This window comes from Streptomyces sp. NPDC033221, from assembly GCF_055577005.1.
In genome coordinates this window covers 71982-88482 of sequence record NZ_JBVIQN010000002.1, presented here as the reverse complement: position 1 = coordinate 88482, position 16501 = coordinate 71982, and the positions used below count along the sequence as shown (strand labels likewise).

Here is a 16501-nt window from a genome sequence, read left to right as displayed (position 1 = left end):
GGGGACGTACGGACTACTGTTCCTGAGCGGCCAGCGAGCGGACCGCGTCGGCGAAGGCCTCGCCCCGCTTGTTGTAGTTCAGGTACATGTCCATCGAGGCGCAGGCCGGGGCCAGCAGGACCGTATCGCCCGGGCGGGCCAGGCGCGCCGCTTCCCGTACGGCCTCGGACATCGCCCCAGTGTCGGTCCGGGCGAGGTCGACCACCGGGACATCCGGGGCGTGTCGCGCCAGGGCCTCCCGAATGAGCGCCCGGTCGGCGCCGATGAGGACCGCGCCGCGCAGCCGGCCGGCGGAGTTCCGGACGAGTTCGTCGAAGGTGGCGCCCTTGGCCAGGCCGCCGGCGATCCAGACGATGTGTTCGTACGCCGCCAACGACGCCTCGGTGGCGTGGGTGTTGGTGGCCTTGGAGTCGTCCACGTACGCGACCCCGCCGACGTCCGCGACGTGCTCGATGCGGTGCGCGTCCGGGTGGAAGGCGCGCAGGCCGTCGCGTACGGACTTGGGGCTCACGCCGAAGGCGCGGGCCAGGGCCGCGGCGGCGAGCGCGTTGGCGATGTTGTGCGGGGCCGCGGGCGTCACGTCCGAGACCTCGGCGAGTTCCTGGGCCTGCTTCTGCCGGTTCTCGACGAAGGCGCGGTCGACGAGGATGCCCTCGACGACGCCCAGCTGGGAGGGGCCCGGGGTGCCGAGGGTGAAGCCGATGGCGCGGCAGCCCTCCTCGACGTCGGCCTCCCGCACCAGGTCCTCGGTCGCCCGGTCGGCGACGTTGTAGACGCAGGCCACGGTGTTGCCCTCGTAGATGCGGCCCTTGTCGGCGGCGTATGCCTCCATGGAGCCGTGCCAGTCGAGGTGGTCCGGCGCGAGGTTGAGGACCGTGGCGGAGTGGGCGCGTACGGAGGGCGCCCAGTGCAGCTGGTAGCTGGACAGCTCGACGGCGAGAACGTCATAAGTACCGGACGGCTCCAGCACCACGTCCACGAGCGGCACCCCGATGTTGCCGACGGCGGCGGTGCGCAGTCCCTCGGCCTCCAGGATGGCGGCCAGCATCCGTACGGTCGTGGTCTTGCCGTTGGTGCCGGTGACCGCGAGCCAGGGCGGGGAGTCCGGGCCGCGCAGCCGCCAGGCCAGCTCCACGTCGCCCCATACGGGGACGCCGGCCGCCTCGGCGGCCTGGAAGAGCGGGCTGGCGGGCTTCCAGCCGGGGGTGGTGACGACGAGGTCGGTGCCCTCGGGAAGGGTGTCGCCGTCGCCGAGGCGGACGGTGACTCCCAGCTCCTCCAGGGGGGCGGCCTGGGCGCGCTCGCACTCACCGTCGCTGCCGTTGACGACGGTGACGACGGCGCCGAGGCCGGCCAGGGCGCGGGCGGCGGGTACGCCGCTCACGCCGAGACCGGCCACGGTCACGTGCTGTCCGGCGAGGTCGAGGCCGGTCACTTGGCGGCCTGCCAGCCGCCGTAGAAGAGGCCCAGACCGACGATCACGCACATGCCCTGGATGATCCAGAAGCGGACCACGACAAGGACTTCGGACCACCCCTTGAGTTCGAAGTGGTGCTGGAGTGGCGCCATCCGGAAGACCCGCTTGCCGGTGAGCCGGAAGGAGCCGACCTGGATGACCACCGACATGGTGATCAGGACGAAGAGGCCGCCGAGGACGGCCATCAGCAGCTCCGTACGGGAGCAGATGGCCAGGCCGGCCAGCGCGCCGCCGAGGGCCAGCGAGCCGGTGTCGCCCATGAAGATCTTGGCGGGCGAGGTGTTCCACCACAGGAAGCCGAAGCAGGCGCCCATCAGGGCGGAGGCGACGACCGCGAGGTCGAGCGGGTCGCGGACCTCGTAACAGGCGGGTCCGGCGCTGATCGCGTTGGCGCAGGACTCCTGGTACTGCCAGATGCCGATGAAGGTGTACGCGCCGAAGACCATCACCGAGGCGCCGGTGGCCAGGCCGTCGAGGCCGTCGGTGAGGTTCACGCCGTTGGACATCGCCAGGATCATGAACAGCGCCCAGATGACGAAGAGCACCGGGCCGATCTGCCAGCCGAAGTCCTGGGTGAAGGACAACCGGTCGGAGGCCGGGGTCTGGCCGCGCATGTCGGCGAACTGGAGCGAGAGCACCGCGAAGGCGATGCCGACGATCAGCTGGCCGGCCATCTTGGCCTTGGCCCGCAGGCCCAGCGAACGCTGCTTGACGATCTTGATGTAGTCATCGAGGAAGCCCACCAGGCCCATGCCGGCCATCAGGAACAGCACCAGCACACCGGAGAAGCTCGGGTTGCTGCTGGTGATGACCTTGGTCAGCGCGTAGGCGATGAGCGTGGCCAGGATGAAGGCGATACCACCCATGGTGGGCGTACCGCGCTTGCTGTGGTGGTCGCGCGGGCCGTCGTCACGGATGAACTGCCCGTAGCCCTTCCTGGCCAGCAGCTTGATCAGCAGCGGGGTGCCGATCAGCGTCAGGAAGAGTCCGATCATTCCGGAGAAGAGGATCTGCTTCATCGGGTGGCGGCCCCGCCCTCGACACCGTCGTCGCTCAGCAATGCCGCGGCGACCCGCTCCAGGCCGACCGACCTGGACGCCTTCACCAGCACGACGTCACCCGGCCGCAGCTCGCTGCGCAACAGGTCGACCGCCGCCTGCGCGTCGGACACGTGCACCGACTCCTCACCCCACGAACCCTCGTTCTTGGCGCCCATGTCGAGCCAGGCCGCTTCCCTGCCGCCGACCGCCACGAGCTTGCTGACGTTGAGCCGGACGACCAGGCGTCCGACCGCGTCGTGTTCGGCGAGTGACTCCCCGCCGAGCTCGGCCATCTCACCGAGCACCGCCCACGTACGGCCTCCCGTTCCCTTGGAGGCTTCGCCCATCGCCACGAGCGCGCGGAGCGCCGCCCGTGTGGATTCCGGGTTCGCGTTGTAGGCGTCGTTGACGACCGTCACACCGTCCGCGCGCTCGGTGACCTCCATCCGCCAGCGGGAGAGCGTGCCGGCTTCGGAGAGCGCGACGGCGATCTCGTCCACGGGCATGCCCAACTCATGGGCGACGGCGGCCGCGGCAAGCGCGTTCGACACGTGGTGCTCACCGTACAGCCGCATGGTCACGTCGCTGCACCCGGAGGGTGTGTGAAGCGTGAAGGCCGGCTGCCCGAGCGCCGTGAGCCGGACATTCTCGGCACGTACGGCGGCTTCCGCGGACTCGCCGAAGAAGACCGTGCGGGCCTTCGTACGGGAGGCCATGGCGCGTACGTACGGGTCGTCCGCGTTGAGCACGGCGACGCCGCCCTCGTCCGCGGTGGGCAGCGCCTCGACCAGTTCGCCCTTGGCCTGGGCGATCCGCTCGCGACCGCCGAACTCGCCGATGTGCGCCGAGCCGACGTTGAGGACCACGCCGATCCGCGGCGGGATCAGCTCCGCGAGGTAGCGGATGTGGCCGACGCCGCGGGCGCCCATCTCCAGGACGAGGAACTTGGTGCCGTCGTCCGCGCGCAGCGCGGTCACCGGCAGCCCGATCTCGTTGTTGAGGTTGCCCACCGGGCACACGGTCGGACCTCGGCGCTCCAGGAGCTGGCCGATCAGGTCCTTGGTGCTGGTCTTGCCGGCCGAGCCGGTCAGCCCGACGACGCTGGTGCCCAGGCGGCCGACGACGGTGCGGGCCAGCGCTCCGAGGGCGGCGACCACGTCGTCCACGACGATCGCGGGCACGCCGACGGGACGGACGGCGAGGACCGCCGCCGCGCCCGCCTCGACGGCGCGGCGCGCGTAGTCGTGGCCGTCCACGCGTTCGCCGGCGAAGGCCGCGAAGAGGCTGCCGGGACGCACGTCACGGGAGTCGATCACGACGGGGCCGGTGACCCGGGCGTCCGGGTCCGGTATGTCGTGCTGCTGCCCGCCGACGATGTTCGCGATCTCGGCGAGGGACAGGGAGATCACTTCTCACCCCCGGCCGTGGGCAGGTGGTGCCGTTCGAAGGGTTTTGCGCGCATGGCGGTGTGTCATCCCTGGTGGTTCGGCTGCTGCGGAGTCATCGAAGCCTCGATGGCCTGGCGCAGCACCTGACGGTCGTCGAAGGAGCGGACCACTCCGGCGATGTCCTGGCCCTGCTCATGGCCCTTGCCCGCGACGATCACGGTGTCGCCGGGCTCGGCACGGGCGACGGCGGCCGCGATGGCGGTGGCCCGCTCCTCCTCGACCAGCACGGTGCCGCGCTCGTGGACGGGCACCTCGGCGGCGCCCGCGAGCATGGTGGCGAGGATCGCGAGGGGGTCCTCACCACGGGGGTTGTCGGAGGTCAGTACGGCGGTGTCGGCGAGGCGGGCGATCGCCGCGCCCATCGGCTTGCGCTTGTGCGGGTCACGGTCGCCGCCGCAGCCCAGCACGGCGTGGATACGGCCCTCGGTGACCTTGCGCAGGGCGCGCAGGACCGATTCGACCGCGTCGGTCTTGTGGGCGTAATCGACGACCGCCAGGTAGTCCTGGCCCGCGTCGATCCGCTCCAGGCGGCCGGGGACGCCGGGCACCGCGGCGACGCCGTCGGCGGCGGTCTGCGGGTCCACGCCGGCCACGACCAGCGCGGTGATGGCGGCCAGCGCGTTGGCGACGTTGAAGGGCCCGGCGATGGGCGAGGCGGCCCGTACGGACACGCCCTCGGGACCCAGCACGGTGAAGGTGGAGCCGAGCGTGCCGACCTCGACGTCCGCGGCGCGCCAGTCGGCGTCCGGGTGGCCCTCGGCGGAGAACGTGGTGACCGGCACCTCGGACTCGCCGGCGGCCAGCCGCTTGCCGTACTCGTCGTCGATGTTGACCACGCCGGCCTTGCTGCGCGCCTTGGTGAACAGCTGCGCCTTGGCCTGGAAGTAGTCCTCCATCCCGGAGTGGAACTCCATGTGCTCCGGGCTGAGGTTGTTGAAGATCGCGACGTCGAAGACGCAGCCGTCGACGCGGCCGAGGACCAGCGCGTGGCTGGAGACCTCCATCGTCACCGACCGCACGTCGCGCTCGCGCATGACGGCGAACAGCGCCTGGAGGTCGGTGGCCTCGGGCGTGGTGCGCTCGGACTTCAGGCGCTCGTCGCCGATCCGGGACTCGACCGTGCCGATCAGGCCGGTCAGGCCGCCGCCCGACTTCTCGGCCGCCGCCCGCAGGCCACCGTCGATCAGGTACGCGGTGGTGGTCTTGCCGGAGGTGCCGGTGATGCCGATCTGCAGGAGGTCCTTGCCCGGGTCTCCGTAGATCGAGACGGCGAGCGCTCCCATCCGGGCCCGCGGCTCGTCCACGACCAGGACGGGAAGGCCCGTCGCGGCGGCGCGCTCGCGGCCCGCCGGGTCGGTCAGGACCGCGGCGGCGCCGAGGTCGGCGGCCTGGTTGGCGAAGTCGGCGCCGTGGAAGCGGGCGCCGGGCAGCGCGGCGTAGACGTCACCGGGGCGCACGGCCCGGGAGTCGTGGGTGATGCCGGTGACGGCGGTGCCGGCAGGGTCTGCCGCGGCCGGCGCCGTGGTGCCCAACTGCTCGGCGAGGTCCGCGAGGGGGGTGGCGCGGACCCGCTCTGGGCGGGGCGCTCCCGGAAACTTTCCGGGAGCGTCCTTCTGGGCGTGGTGGGACTGATCAGCGTGTGACACGGCGGTGAGCGTACCGGGCGCGGTGGCCTCGGGGCGAAGTGAGGGCCGCGCGCTGGAGCGGTTCCCGGGGTCGGGGGTGATGGTCGTCACGGCGGTGCTGCCTCGTTTTCATTCGCCTGGCTTGAAGGTGACGGGCAGGCGCGGGGGCTGGGCGCCGCTCGGCGGGACCTGGAGCGTCTTGAGCGCGAACTCCATGACCTGCTGGTAGATCGGGCCGCACACCTGGCCGCCGAAGTAGCTCCCCTTGGTCGGGTTCTGGACGGCGCAGTAGACGGTGATACGGGGCTGGTCGGCGGGCGCGAACCCGGCGAAGGAGGCGGTGTAACCGTGGTACCGGCCGGTTTTGGGGTCCACCCGGTTGGACGTGCCGGTCTTGCCGCCGACCCGGTATCCGTCGATCTTCGCCTTGGCTCCGGTGCCCTCCTTGTCGTCGACCACCGATTCGAGCATGGTGGCCAGCGTCTTGGCGGTCTTCTCGCTCACCACCCGGTTCCTCGGCGGCTTCGGGGCCGGCCGGTACTGGCCGTCCGGTCCCGTACTGCCGCGTACGAGGGTGGGGGCGATGCGCTCGCCGCCGTTGGCGATGGCCGAGTAGACCGAGGCGGCCTGGACGGCGTTGAGTGACAGACCCTGACCGAAGGGGATCGTGTACTGCTGCGATGTGCTCCACTTCTGCGGCTTGGCCAGCAGTCCCGGGGTCTCGCCGGGGAAGCCGAGCCCGGTGGGCTGTCCGAGGCCGAACTTGCGCAGGTAGGAGTAGAGCACCTGGTTGGCTTCCGGACGGGTCTTGCCGAGCTGCTCGGTGGCCAGGATGGTGCCGATGTTGCTGGACTTGGCCAGCACGCCGTTGAGGGTCAGGTGCCAGGTGGGGTGGTCGATGTCGTCCGAGAAGTTGCGGTCGCCGCGGTGCAGCCGGTTCGGGACGGTGACGCGGGTCGCGGGCGTCGCCGCGCCCTCCTCCAGGACCGCGGCCATCGACATGAGCTTGCTGGTGGAACCGGGTTCGAAGGCGTCGGTAAGGGCGGCGTTGCCCAGCGCCTCCGGGTCGGCCTTCGCGATGTCGTTGGGGTCGAAGCCGGGAGCGTTGGCCATGGCCAGGATCTCGCCGGTCTTCGTGTCCTGCACGACGACGTAGCCCCGGTCGGCCTGGGATTCGGCGACCTGCTTGGTGATGGCCTGCTGGGCCATCCACTGGATGTCGCGGTCCAGGGTCAGCTCGACGTCGGTGCCCGGTACGGCCGGGTGCTCCTGGGTGCCCGCGGTGGGCACCCGCCGCCCGCCGGACTGGGCGTAGACCAGCTTGCCGTCCTTGCCCGCCAGCTGCCGGTCCAGCCGGGCCTCCAGACCGCCGCCGCCCCGGCCCTCGCTGTTGACGAAGCCGAGGACCCCGGAGGCGAGGTCCTTGTTCGGGTAGACGCGCTTGCTGTGCTTGTCCGCGAAGACGCCGACCAGGACGTTGGGGCGCGGGCTGCTCTTGGGCGCCTTGGCCGCCTTGGCGTCCAGGTCCTTGCGCAGGTCCTTGATCTGCTTCCAGACCTGCGGGGTCTGCTGCCGGGACAGCCGTACGTAGCGCGAGCCGGGCGTGGCGAGCTTCTTGGCCAGCGCGGCCCGGTCCTCGTGGAGGATCGGCGCGAGCAGGGCGGCGGCCCGCTGCGGGGCGTCGTCGATCTTGATCTTGTCGGGCGCGAGCAGGCTGGGGTCGGCGGTGATGTCGTACGCGTCGACCGTGGTCGCCAGGTCCACGCCGTCCCGGTCGGTGATCGCGCCGCGCTCGGCGGCCAGCTTGACCGGGACGTACCGGTTGACGTTGGCCTTCGCCGCGTACGCACCGGCGTCCACGGCCTGCACCTGGAACAGCCGGACGACGAAGACCAGCAGGATCAGCGCCAGCCCGAGGGAGACCAGGCGCAGCCGGGGGCGCGGGCTGCCGAGGCGCAGGGTTCGTGCGGCGGTACGGGGGCGGGGGGCGCGCTTGGTGGTCGTGGGGCGCGCGGCGGCGGGGCGGCTCTGGGAGGCGGAGCGGCCTTGGGCCGTAGCGCGCTGGGGGCGGCCGCCGTCGCCGCTCCGGCTCGGGGCGCCGCGGGGCCGGTCGGCACGGCCGCCGGCCGGGGTGGGGCGGGGGACGCGGCCGCGGGCGGCCGGGGAGCCGGTGGCCTTGGAGCCGGGGCGAGAGGTGGAGCTGGAGGCCGAGCCTGCTGCGGAGCCGGAGCCGCTGCCGTTGCCGCTGCCGGGCTTGCGGGGGCCCTGGGAGGCGGTGGACTTCGATCCGGCGGGCTTGGGGCCGGTGGCTTTGGAGCCGGACGCCTGGGGGCCGGGTGCCTTCGAACCGGGGGTTTTGGGGCCTGGGGCCTTGGGGCCGGACGTCTTGGCGGCGGCCTTCGGGCCGGAGGCTTTGGGGCTGGGGGCCTTGGGGCTGGGTGCTTTGGGACCGGAGGCGGCGGACCCGGAACCTCTCGGTCCGGAGCCTCGCGAACCGGAACCGGAACCGGAACCGGAACCGGAACCGGAGCCGCTGCCGGAGCGCGGGCCCTTGGGGTCGGTCATGCGGCGCCCTCCTCCGGTGCGGTCGTACGTACGGCGGCTTCGGCATCGCGCCGAGGTGCGGGGCGGGCCGGGGCGGCGGTCCTGGAGGCGGCCCCGGGCGCGGTCCCGGGCGCGGTCCCGGGCAGGGTGTCGGCGTTCTCGTACGTCACGGGCTCACCTGCCGGAGATCGTCGGAGCGGAGCCGGCCGCCGCGCCGGGCACGGGACGGCCGGGTGCGGAGAGCGCGGGCATCGGGTGGTCGGGCAGCGGCTCGTCGGGCAGGCCCGCGTCCGGGGTGGCGGGCGCGGCGGACGGCCGCGGACCGGAGGCCGGTCCGGCGGCGTGGTCCGGCGCCGGCCAGGGGTCCGGCACGGCGATCCGTGCCGGGGTGCGCGCGCTCATCGGCCCGGCGCCGCCCGGGGCCGCGCCGGGCTTGCCGCGTACGGTGCCGTCCGGCTCCAGAAACGCCGGGCTGCCGCCCGGGACCATGCCCAGCTCACGGGCGCGCTCGTCGAGCGCGCCCGGCGCCGAGTAGGCGTCCACCTCCTGCTGGAGCGCCTGCTGCTCGTCCGTCAGCTCGTTGGTCCGCTTCTCCAGCTTGCTCAGCTCGAAGGAGCCCTGGTTGAGCGCCGAATTCAGCAGCAGCAGCGTGATCAGGCCGGAGCCGAGCAGCACCACCACCAGGAGCACGAACGGCGTACGCGCCGCCGTACCCCCCGTACCGGAGGCGAACAGGCCCGAGAGCCGTCCCGGCCCCGGTCGCGTCCGCCCCGGCCGGGTCACGCGATGTCCTCGCGGATGCGCTCGGCGCCGCGCAGCCGGGCAGGGGCCGCCCGCCGGTTCTCGGCGATCTCCTCCTCGGTCGGCAGCTCGGCGCCACGGGTGAGCAGCTTCAGCCGCGGCTGGTACTGCTCGGGGACGACGGGCAGGCCGGGCGGCGCGGTGTTGGCCGCGCCGGCCGCGAAGACCTGCTTGACGATCCGGTCCTCCAGGGACTGGTACGCCAGGACGGCGATCCGGCCGCCCACCGCGAGGGCCCGTACGGCGGCCGGCACGGCGTTCTCCACGGCGGCCAGTTCGGCGTTGACCTCGATGCGCAGCGCCTGGAACGTGCGCTTGGCGGGGTTGCCGCCGGTGCGCTTGGCGGCCTGCGGCAGGGCGTCGCGGATCAGTTCCACCAGACGCGCGCTGCGGGTGAAGGGCTCCTTGGCGCGCTCCCGTACGACCGCCTCGACGATCCGCTTGGCCTGCTTCTCCTCGCCGTACGCGCGCAGGATGCGGACCAGTTCGCCGGGCGGGTAGGTGTTGAGGACCTCCGCGGCGCTCATGCCGGTCGTCTGGTCCATACGCATGTCGAGCGGCGCGTCCTGCGCGTACGCGAAACCGCGCTCGGCCTCGTCGAGCTGCATCGAGGAGACGCCGAGGTCGAACAGGACGCCCTGGACGCGCGGGACGCCGAGGCGGTCCAGGACCTGCGGCAGCTCGTCGTAGACGGCGTGCACGAGGGTGGCGCGGTCCCCGTAGGGCGCCAGGCGCTCCCCCGCCAGCTTCAGTGCCGACGGGTCGCGGTCGAGGGCGATCAGACGTGCTGCCGGGAACGTGGCGAGCAGCGCCTCGCTGTGCCCTCCGAGGCCGAGCGTGCAGTCGACGACGACCGCGCCAGGCTCGGCGAGCGCGGGGGCGAGCATGTCCAGACACCGCTGGAGCATGACGGGTACGTGGCGATCGTTGCTGCTCATGCGCCTTCCGATGGGGTGGTCGGCAGGTGGGTCCCCCCGGCCGCTGGCTGGGGGAATGCCGCACGTACCGCTTGGTCCCCGCCCGCTCTGAAGGGGAAGTGGCCCTCCGACGACGGGGAAGTGCCGTCGGCGGACCGGTTGGAGCGGGAGGAGGCCGAGCCGTACGTGCAGATCGCACGCGAAAGATTCGGGATCCAAGGAGAGCGTCACGCCTCCCACTTCGCGTCACTTTAGTCCACTGCCGCGCGGGGTCAATCAACCGGTTCCGCGCGTCCCGCACCGGCCGTCCGGGCGTTTTCGGAAGGTTTCCGAGTGGCTCGGGAGAGCCGTGGGACGGGCCGGGCCGAGACACGCCAACAGGGCGAAAAGACCGCTTTCACCCGATCGGCGGCAGCCGGAGGGGCGTGTGGAAAACCTCACAAGGCGCCGTGGTGCCCCCTATGCCCGTCCCGACGTGCAGCCTTACCGGCCGGTGCCCCTTACCGTGTTGCTATGTCGATACCTGCCTCGCAGCCGCTGCCCCCGTCCGCCGACAGCGCCGTGGCCCCCACGGGCGGCACGGTCACCGACCGCCTCGTAGAGGCCAACAGGAAATACGCCGCGGCCTTCACCGACCCGGGCATGGACGCCCGGCCCGTCCTCAAGGTCGCCGTCGTGGCGTGCATGGACGCGCGCCTCGACCTCCACGACGCGCTGGGCCTGGAGCTCGGCGACTGCCACACCATCCGCAACGCGGGCGGCGTGGTCACCGACGACATCATCCGCTCCCTGACGATCAGCCAGCGGGCGCTGGGCACCCGCTCGGTCGTCCTCATCCACCACACGGGCTGCGGACTGCTCAGCCTGACCGAGGACTTCCGCCACGACCTGGCGGCCGAGGTCGGACAGCGCCCCACCTGGGCGGTCGAGGCCTTCAAGGACCTCGACGAGGATGTCCGGCAGTCCATGCAGCGGGTACGCACCTCGCCCTTCCTGCTGCACACCGACGATGTGCGCGGCTTCGTCTTCGATGTGACGACGGGCCTGCTGCGGGAGATCGACCCGCGCTAGGCACCGATGCGTACGCACCCGGTCCGCGGCCCCAGTGCCGCGGACACGTGGCCGGGCGGTCCGTCCGCCCGGCCGCGTGGTTTCGCGGGCGGTACGGCCGCCGGACGGTGCGGCGCGCGCGAGTTATCCACAGGCCATGACGCGAAGCGGCGTGGGCGGCGAGAATGCGTGGGTGACGTCGTCACGGCCGTGCGGCCGGGGCGGCGCTTGGCGGGGAGGGCCGGTCCGTTCGGAGGACGTGCGCCTGCAATGGGGTACCCGTGCTCCTCGGAGCGCGGGGCAAGGGCCGAGGAGGGCCGGGTGACGACCTATGACGAGCAAGCGAGCCTTGGGGGTCCCCTCGCACGGGCGGAGCCGGGTGCAAGGGGAGATCTGACCGCCACGGCGGAGCGGGTCCGCAGGTCGGTGGAGAGCGTGATCGAGGGCAAGCCGGAGGTCGTACGGCTCTCGCTGACCGTGCTGCTCGCGGAGGGCCACCTGCTCATCGAGGACGTGCCGGGCGTGGGCAAGACGATGCTCGCCAAGGCGCTGGCCCGCTCCATCGACTGCTCGGTGCGGCGCATCCAGTTCACCCCCGACCTGCTGCCGTCGGACATCACCGGCGTGAGCGTCTTCGACCAGCAGCGCCGGGACTTCGAGTTCAAGCCCGGCGCGGTCTTCGCCCAGATCGTGATCGGCGACGAGATCAACCGCGCCTCGCCCAAGACCCAGTCCGCGCTGCTGGAGTCGATGGAGGAGCGCCAGGTCACGATGGACGGGCAGACCTACCAGCTGCCCGCGCCCTTCATGGTCGTCGCCACCCAGAACCCGGTCGAGATGGAGGGCACGTACCCCCTGCCGGAGGCGCAGCGGGACCGTTTCATGGCGCGGGTCTCGATCGGGTACCCGAGCCCGGACGCCGAGCTGCAGATGCTGGACGTGCACGGCGCCGCCTCCCCCCTGGACGAACTCCAGCCGGTCGCGCACGCCGACGAGATACTGAAGCTGATCGACGCGGTGCGTACGGTCCATGTCGCCGAACCGGTCCGCAGATACGCGGTGGACCTGGTGGCCGCCACCCGCAACCACCCCGATCTGCGGCTGGGTGCCTCGCCGCGGGCGACGCTGCACCTGCTGCGCGCGGCGAAGGCCGCGGCGGCGCTGGCCGGCCGCGAGTACGCCCTGCCGGACGATGTGCAGGCGCTCGCGGTGGCGGTGCTGGCCCACCGGCTGCTGCCGACCGCTCAGGCCCAGTTGAACCGCCATACGGCCGAGCAGGTCGTCGCCGAGATCCTGCGCCGTACGCCGGTGCCCGACCCCTCGGCGCAGCAGTGGCCCCGGTCGCATCCGCAGCAGCCGCCCGGCGTCCGGGGGTACTGATGACCGCCGGGGGGACAGAGGAGGCGCCGGAGCGCGACGGGCTGCGGGCCGCCTTCGCGGGGCTGACGACACGCGGCCGGTCCTTCCTGGCGGCGGGCGTGGCGGCCGCCGTGTGCGCGTACGCCCTCGGGCAGACGGACCTGCTCCGGGTCGGGCTGCTGCTGGCCGCGCTGCCCCTGGTGTGCGCGGTCGTGCTGCACCGCACCCGCTACCGCGTCGCGGGCAGCCGGACCCTCTCCCCCGCCCGGGTCCCGGCCGCCGCCGAGTCGCGGGTGCTGCTGCGTGTGGACAACGTCTCGCGGCTGCCCACCGGGGTGCTGATGCTCCAGGACCGGGTGCCGTACGTGCTCGGGCCGCGGCCGCGGTTCGTGCTGGACCGGGTCGAGGCGGGCGGCCGCCGCGAGGTGTCCTACCGGGTCCGTTCCGACCTGCGCGGACGGTATCCGCTGGGGCCGTTGCAGCTGCGGCTGTCCGACCCGTTCGGCATGTGCGAGCTGACCCGTTCCTTCAGTGACCACGACACCCTGACGGTGGTGCCGCGGGTCGAGCCGCTGCCGCCGGTGCGGCTCGCGGGCGAGGCTTCCGGGTACGGCGACGGACGGCAGCGCGCGCTCGCGCTGGCCGGCGAGGACGACGTCATCCCGCGCGGCTACCGCCACGGCGACGACCTGCGCCGCGTCCACTGGCGCTCCACCGCGCGCTACGGCGAGCTGATGGTCCGCCGGGAGGAGCAGCCGCAGAAGGCCCACTGCACGGTCCTGCTGGACACCCGGCGCACGGCCCACCAGGGCTCCGGGCCGGACTCGGCGTTCGAATGGGCGGTGTCGGGTGCCGCGTCGACGGCGGTCCATCTGCTGGAACGCGGCTTCTCGGTGCGGTTCCTGACCGACACGGGCGCATCCGTACCGGGCCCCGACGGGGCCGGCGGCTGGGCAGGCGGCACCGAGTCCGCCGACACCGCCGGGCTGCTGCTGGACACCCTGGCCGTGGTCGAGCACTCCGGCGAACCAGGCCTGGCCCGCGCATACGACGTCCTGCGCGGCGGCAACGAAGGGCTGCTGATCGCCTTCTTCGGCGATCTGGACGAGGAACAGACGGCGGTGGCCGGGCGGATGCGCCGGCGCAGCGGGGCGGCGGTCGCGTTCGTACTGGACAGCGCAGCCTGGTCGCGAAGCCCCGACGGTCCGCGGGCCACCGGCGGCGAGGCGGGACTGCCGCTCGACGAGCGCCTGCGGTTGCTCCGTGAGGCGGGCTGGCAGGCACTGCCAGTGGCGCCGGGCGCTTCACTGGCGGCGCTGTGGCGGCAGGCGGATCGGGTGGCCGGGGTACGACAAGGACCTTCGGGCAGCGGTGGGCCGGCCGCGGCGAGCGGTAGTGCCGCAGGCTCGGGGCCAGCCGGGCCGGTCGCGGAACCGGGGGCTGCTGGGCCGGTCGCGGCCCCCGGAAGCGGAGCGAAGTCATGAGCGGGCGGGGACGGCTGACGGTGTGCGCGGCGGTGGCGACGCTCTGTGCGTCCAGCGCGCTGCTGCCGCTGGTGGAGCCGGTCGGCTGGATGATACAGGCGGCGATCCTGCTGGTGATCGTGTCCGGCACGGGCGCGCTGGCCCGCCGGGTGCCGCTGGCGCGGCCACTGACCGTCGTGGCGCAGGCCGTGGTGGCGCTGCTGCTGCTCACCGTGCTCTTCGCGCACGACCAGGCGATCGCCGCAGTGCTGCCGGGGCCCGACGCCTTCCGGGAGCTCGGCGAGCTGACGCAGGAGGGCGTCGCCGACGTCAGCCGCTACGCCATACCGGCCCCGGTGACGGCGGGCATCCGTCTGCTGCTGGTCGGCGGGGTGCTGCTGGTCGGCCTCGTAGTGGACACGCTGGCCGTGACGTACCGCAGCGCGGCGCCCGCCGGACTACCGCTCCTCGCGCTGTATTCGGTGGCGGCGGGCCTCTCCCAAGGCGGCGCCGGCTGGCTGTGGTTCCTGGTCGCGGGAGCCGGCTATCTGCTGCTGCTCCTGGCCGAGGGCCGGGACCGGCTCTCGCAGTGGGGCCGCGTGTTCGGCGGCCGGAGCGCGGGCCCCGGGCGGCCGACGGTCGGCAAGGGGCAGAGCTATGCCTCCTCCGTGGGCGGCCCGGCGCACGCCCCGGTCCGTACGGGCCGCCGGATCGGCGCGCTGGCGCTGGGCGTCGCCCTGGTGGTGCCCGCGGTACTGCCTTCCCTCGGCGGCGGGTTGCTGGGCCCGGCCGTGGCCGGCCGCGGACCGGGCGGCGGCGGCACGATCTCCGCGGTGAACCCGCTGGTGTCCCTGCAGAACAGCCTGAACCAGCCGGAGGACCGGCAAGTCCTCAACTACCGCACCACCGCCTCCGACACCCGTGACCTGTATCTGCGGATCGTCGCGCTCGACCAGTTCGACGGTACGGCGTGGAAGCCGTCCGAGCGCTCCGTCAAGGACGTGCCCGACCGGCTGCCCGACCCCGCCGGGCTGAGCCCGGAGGTGGACGTCAGCACCGTCAACACCTCCATCTCCACCGCCCCTTGGTACGCCCAGAACTGGCTGCCCCTGCCCTACCCCGTCTCCCGCGTGGACATCGGCGGACGGTGGCGCTTCGAGCCGGAGGGCCGCACCCTGGTCGGCGACCGCGGGCAGAACACCCGTGGCGTGCAGTACCAGGTCGAGAGCCTGCTGGTGCGGCCCACCGCACGGCAGCTCGAAGCAGCGCCCGCGCCGCCCGCCGAGCTGGTGCGCGAGTACACGAAGGTGCCCGACTCGCTGCCCCCGGTGGTGCGCGAGACCGCGAAGCAGGTGACGCGGGGCGCCGCGTCTGCGTACGACAAGGCGGTCCGCCTCCAGGACTGGTTCTCGCTCAACGGCGGCTTCACCTACAACACGGAGGTGCGGGCCGGCAGCGGCACGGAAGCCATCGCCCGGTTCCTGGAGCAGAAGGAGGGTTTCTGCGTGCACTTCGCCTTCTCCATGGCGGCGATGGCACGCACGCTGGGCATACCGGCCCGGGTCGCGGTCGGCTTCACACCCGGCACCCGGCAGAGCGACGGCTCGACCTCGGTGGGTCTGAAGGACGCCCACGCCTGGCCCGAGCTGTACTTCCAGGGGACCGGCTGGACGCGCTTCGAGCCGACGCCGAGCCGTGGCACTCCGCCCGACTACACCCTCGCCGACACCCCGTCCACCGGCGGGACGAACGCCCCGGCGCCGCAGCCGTCACGTTCGGCGGCGGCTCCTGTCGGGCCGTCGCCCTCGCAGAGCTGCGCCCCCGCCGAGCGGCGCGTCGGCCCCTGCTGGACGCCGCCCGCGCAGTCGTCGAGCACCCCGGCCGACAACGGGCCCTCGCCCTGGGCCGTCACGGCTCTCATCGTCGGCGTGCTGATGCTGCTTATAGTGCCGGTGCTGCCGCTCCTGTGGCGGTTGCGGGCCCGCTCCCGACGCCTGCGCGGCGCCCGGCCGGGACGGGACGGCCCGGCGCACACGCTCACGGCCCACCCGGAAGCGGCCGGCTCCGCGGCCTGGGACGCCGACGGCCCCCAAACGTCTCAGGGCAGTACGCGTCCCGGGCAGTACGGCACCGCGCGCACGCTCGCGGCCTGGCGGGAACTGGTCGACTCCGGCTGGGACTACGGCATCCTGCCGGACGACTCGCTGACCCCGCGCAAGGCGGCGGAGCGCATCGTACGCATAGGTGAGCTGCGCGGCACGGCGGCGGACGCGGCCCACCGGGTCGCGGCCTCGGTGGAACAGGTCCTCTACGCACCGGAACCGCACCCCGCGTCCGGCCTGGCCGACGAGGTGCAGCGAGTCCGTACCGGCCTGCGGGACTCCGCGTCCCGGCGCCTGCGGCTGCGCGCGTTCCTGGCACCCCGCTCTGCCGCCCGCGCCCTCTGGGCCCTCTCGGCCCGCTGGTCCGCCTTCCTGGCCCGCTGCTCGACAAGCCCCCCGGCCACCGCGCTTCGCCGCGCGGCCGGCGCGCTGCGGGTGTCCCGGGGGCGGATGTAGGGCTCCGGGTGGAGGTGAGGCCGCGGAGGTAGGGCCCGGGCGGATGTCGGACCGGTGCGGGTGTGGGGCGGGTACGGGCGTGGGGCCGGTGCGGATGTAGGGCCGGTGCGGGTTGCGGTCCCTGGCGGCCCAGCCGTGACATGGCTGGGGTGGGGTCCGGCAGCGCCGGGGCCGAACCCGGGTGCGCCCAGGGGCCTGCGGGTCCGGAAGTGGCAGGTC

12 protein-coding genes are annotated in these 16501 nt (G+C 73.3%); 4 read left to right on the top strand and 8 right to left on the bottom strand.

What is annotated here, in order from left to right; genetic code table 11:
- Nucleotides 1–13: 13 nt before the first annotated feature.
- The 8 genes from murD to rsmH form a co-directional block, all read right to left on the bottom strand.
- Nucleotides 14–1435, bottom strand: a complete 1422-nt coding sequence (gene murD, locus ACZ53K_RS02515; RefSeq protein ID WP_468831052.1) for a UDP-N-acetylmuramoyl-L-alanine--D-glutamate ligase — start codon at nucleotides 1433–1435, stop codon at nucleotides 14–16.
- A complete protein-coding gene (mraY, locus tag ACZ53K_RS02510) occupies nucleotides 1432–2496 on the bottom strand; it encodes a phospho-N-acetylmuramoyl-pentapeptide-transferase (protein WP_468831049.1) in 1065 nt (354 codons plus the stop codon). Before mraY ends, murD begins: the two co-directional genes overlap by 4 nt.
- Nucleotides 2493–3926, bottom strand: coding sequence for a UDP-N-acetylmuramoyl-tripeptide--D-alanyl-D-alanine ligase (locus ACZ53K_RS02505; protein ID WP_468831046.1), 1434 nt, complete (start codon nucleotides 3924–3926; stop codon nucleotides 2493–2495). Before ACZ53K_RS02505 ends, mraY begins: the two co-directional genes overlap by 4 nt.
- Nucleotides 3927–3988: 62 nt before the next feature.
- The gene (locus tag ACZ53K_RS02500; protein ID WP_468831043.1) at nucleotides 3989–5701 is read right to left on the bottom strand and encodes a UDP-N-acetylmuramoyl-L-alanyl-D-glutamate--2,6-diaminopimelate ligase; all 1713 of its coding nucleotides are present in this window, start codon (nucleotides 5699–5701) and stop codon (nucleotides 3989–3991) included.
- A gap of 18 nt (nucleotides 5702–5719) precedes the next feature.
- Nucleotides 5720–8155 carry a peptidoglycan D,D-transpeptidase FtsI family protein gene (locus tag ACZ53K_RS02495; protein ID WP_468831041.1) on the bottom strand — a complete coding sequence of 812 codons (2436 nt, stop codon included), beginning with the start codon at nucleotides 8153–8155 and terminating at the stop codon, nucleotides 5720–5722.
- Nucleotides 8152–8304, bottom strand: coding sequence for a hypothetical protein (locus ACZ53K_RS02490; protein WP_468831039.1), 153 nt, complete (start codon nucleotides 8302–8304; stop codon nucleotides 8152–8154). The genes ACZ53K_RS02495 and ACZ53K_RS02490 overlap by 4 nt, the downstream gene beginning before the upstream one ends.
- Before the next feature lie 4 nt (nucleotides 8305–8308).
- Entirely contained in the window at nucleotides 8309–8917 is a 609-nt protein-coding gene (gene ftsL / locus ACZ53K_RS02485) for a cell division protein FtsL (RefSeq protein ID WP_468831037.1), read from the bottom strand.
- On the bottom strand, nucleotides 8914–9873 hold the full coding sequence (rsmH, locus tag ACZ53K_RS02480; RefSeq protein WP_468831035.1) for a 16S rRNA (cytosine(1402)-N(4))-methyltransferase RsmH: 960 nt from the start codon (nucleotides 9871–9873) through the stop codon (nucleotides 8914–8916). Before rsmH ends, ftsL begins: the two co-directional genes overlap by 4 nt.
- A 492-nt stretch (nucleotides 9874–10365) precedes the next feature.
- Here rsmH and ACZ53K_RS02475 point away from each other — a divergent pair, with 492 nt between their 5' ends.
- The 4 genes from ACZ53K_RS02475 (at nucleotide 10366) to ACZ53K_RS02460 (ending at nucleotide 16282) form a co-directional block, all read left to right on the top strand.
- Nucleotides 10366–10923: a beta-class carbonic anhydrase gene (locus ACZ53K_RS02475; protein WP_468831033.1), complete on the top strand. Its 558-nt coding sequence runs from the start codon at nucleotides 10366–10368 to the stop codon at nucleotides 10921–10923.
- A gap of 300 nt (nucleotides 10924–11223) precedes the next feature.
- Nucleotides 11224–12282 (top strand): AAA family ATPase, encoded by a 1059-nt coding sequence (locus tag ACZ53K_RS02470; RefSeq protein ID WP_468831030.1) that lies wholly within the window; start codon nucleotides 11224–11226, stop codon nucleotides 12280–12282.
- Nucleotides 12282–13745 (top strand): DUF58 domain-containing protein, encoded by a 1464-nt coding sequence (locus ACZ53K_RS02465; protein ID WP_468831027.1) that lies wholly within the window; start codon nucleotides 12282–12284, stop codon nucleotides 13743–13745. Before ACZ53K_RS02470 ends, ACZ53K_RS02465 begins: the two co-directional genes overlap by 1 nt.
- A complete protein-coding gene (locus ACZ53K_RS02460) occupies nucleotides 13742–16282 on the top strand; it encodes a transglutaminase TgpA family protein (protein ID WP_468831024.1) in 2541 nt (846 codons plus the stop codon). The genes ACZ53K_RS02465 and ACZ53K_RS02460 overlap by 4 nt, the downstream gene beginning before the upstream one ends.
- Nucleotides 16283–16501: the final 219 nt, after the last annotated feature.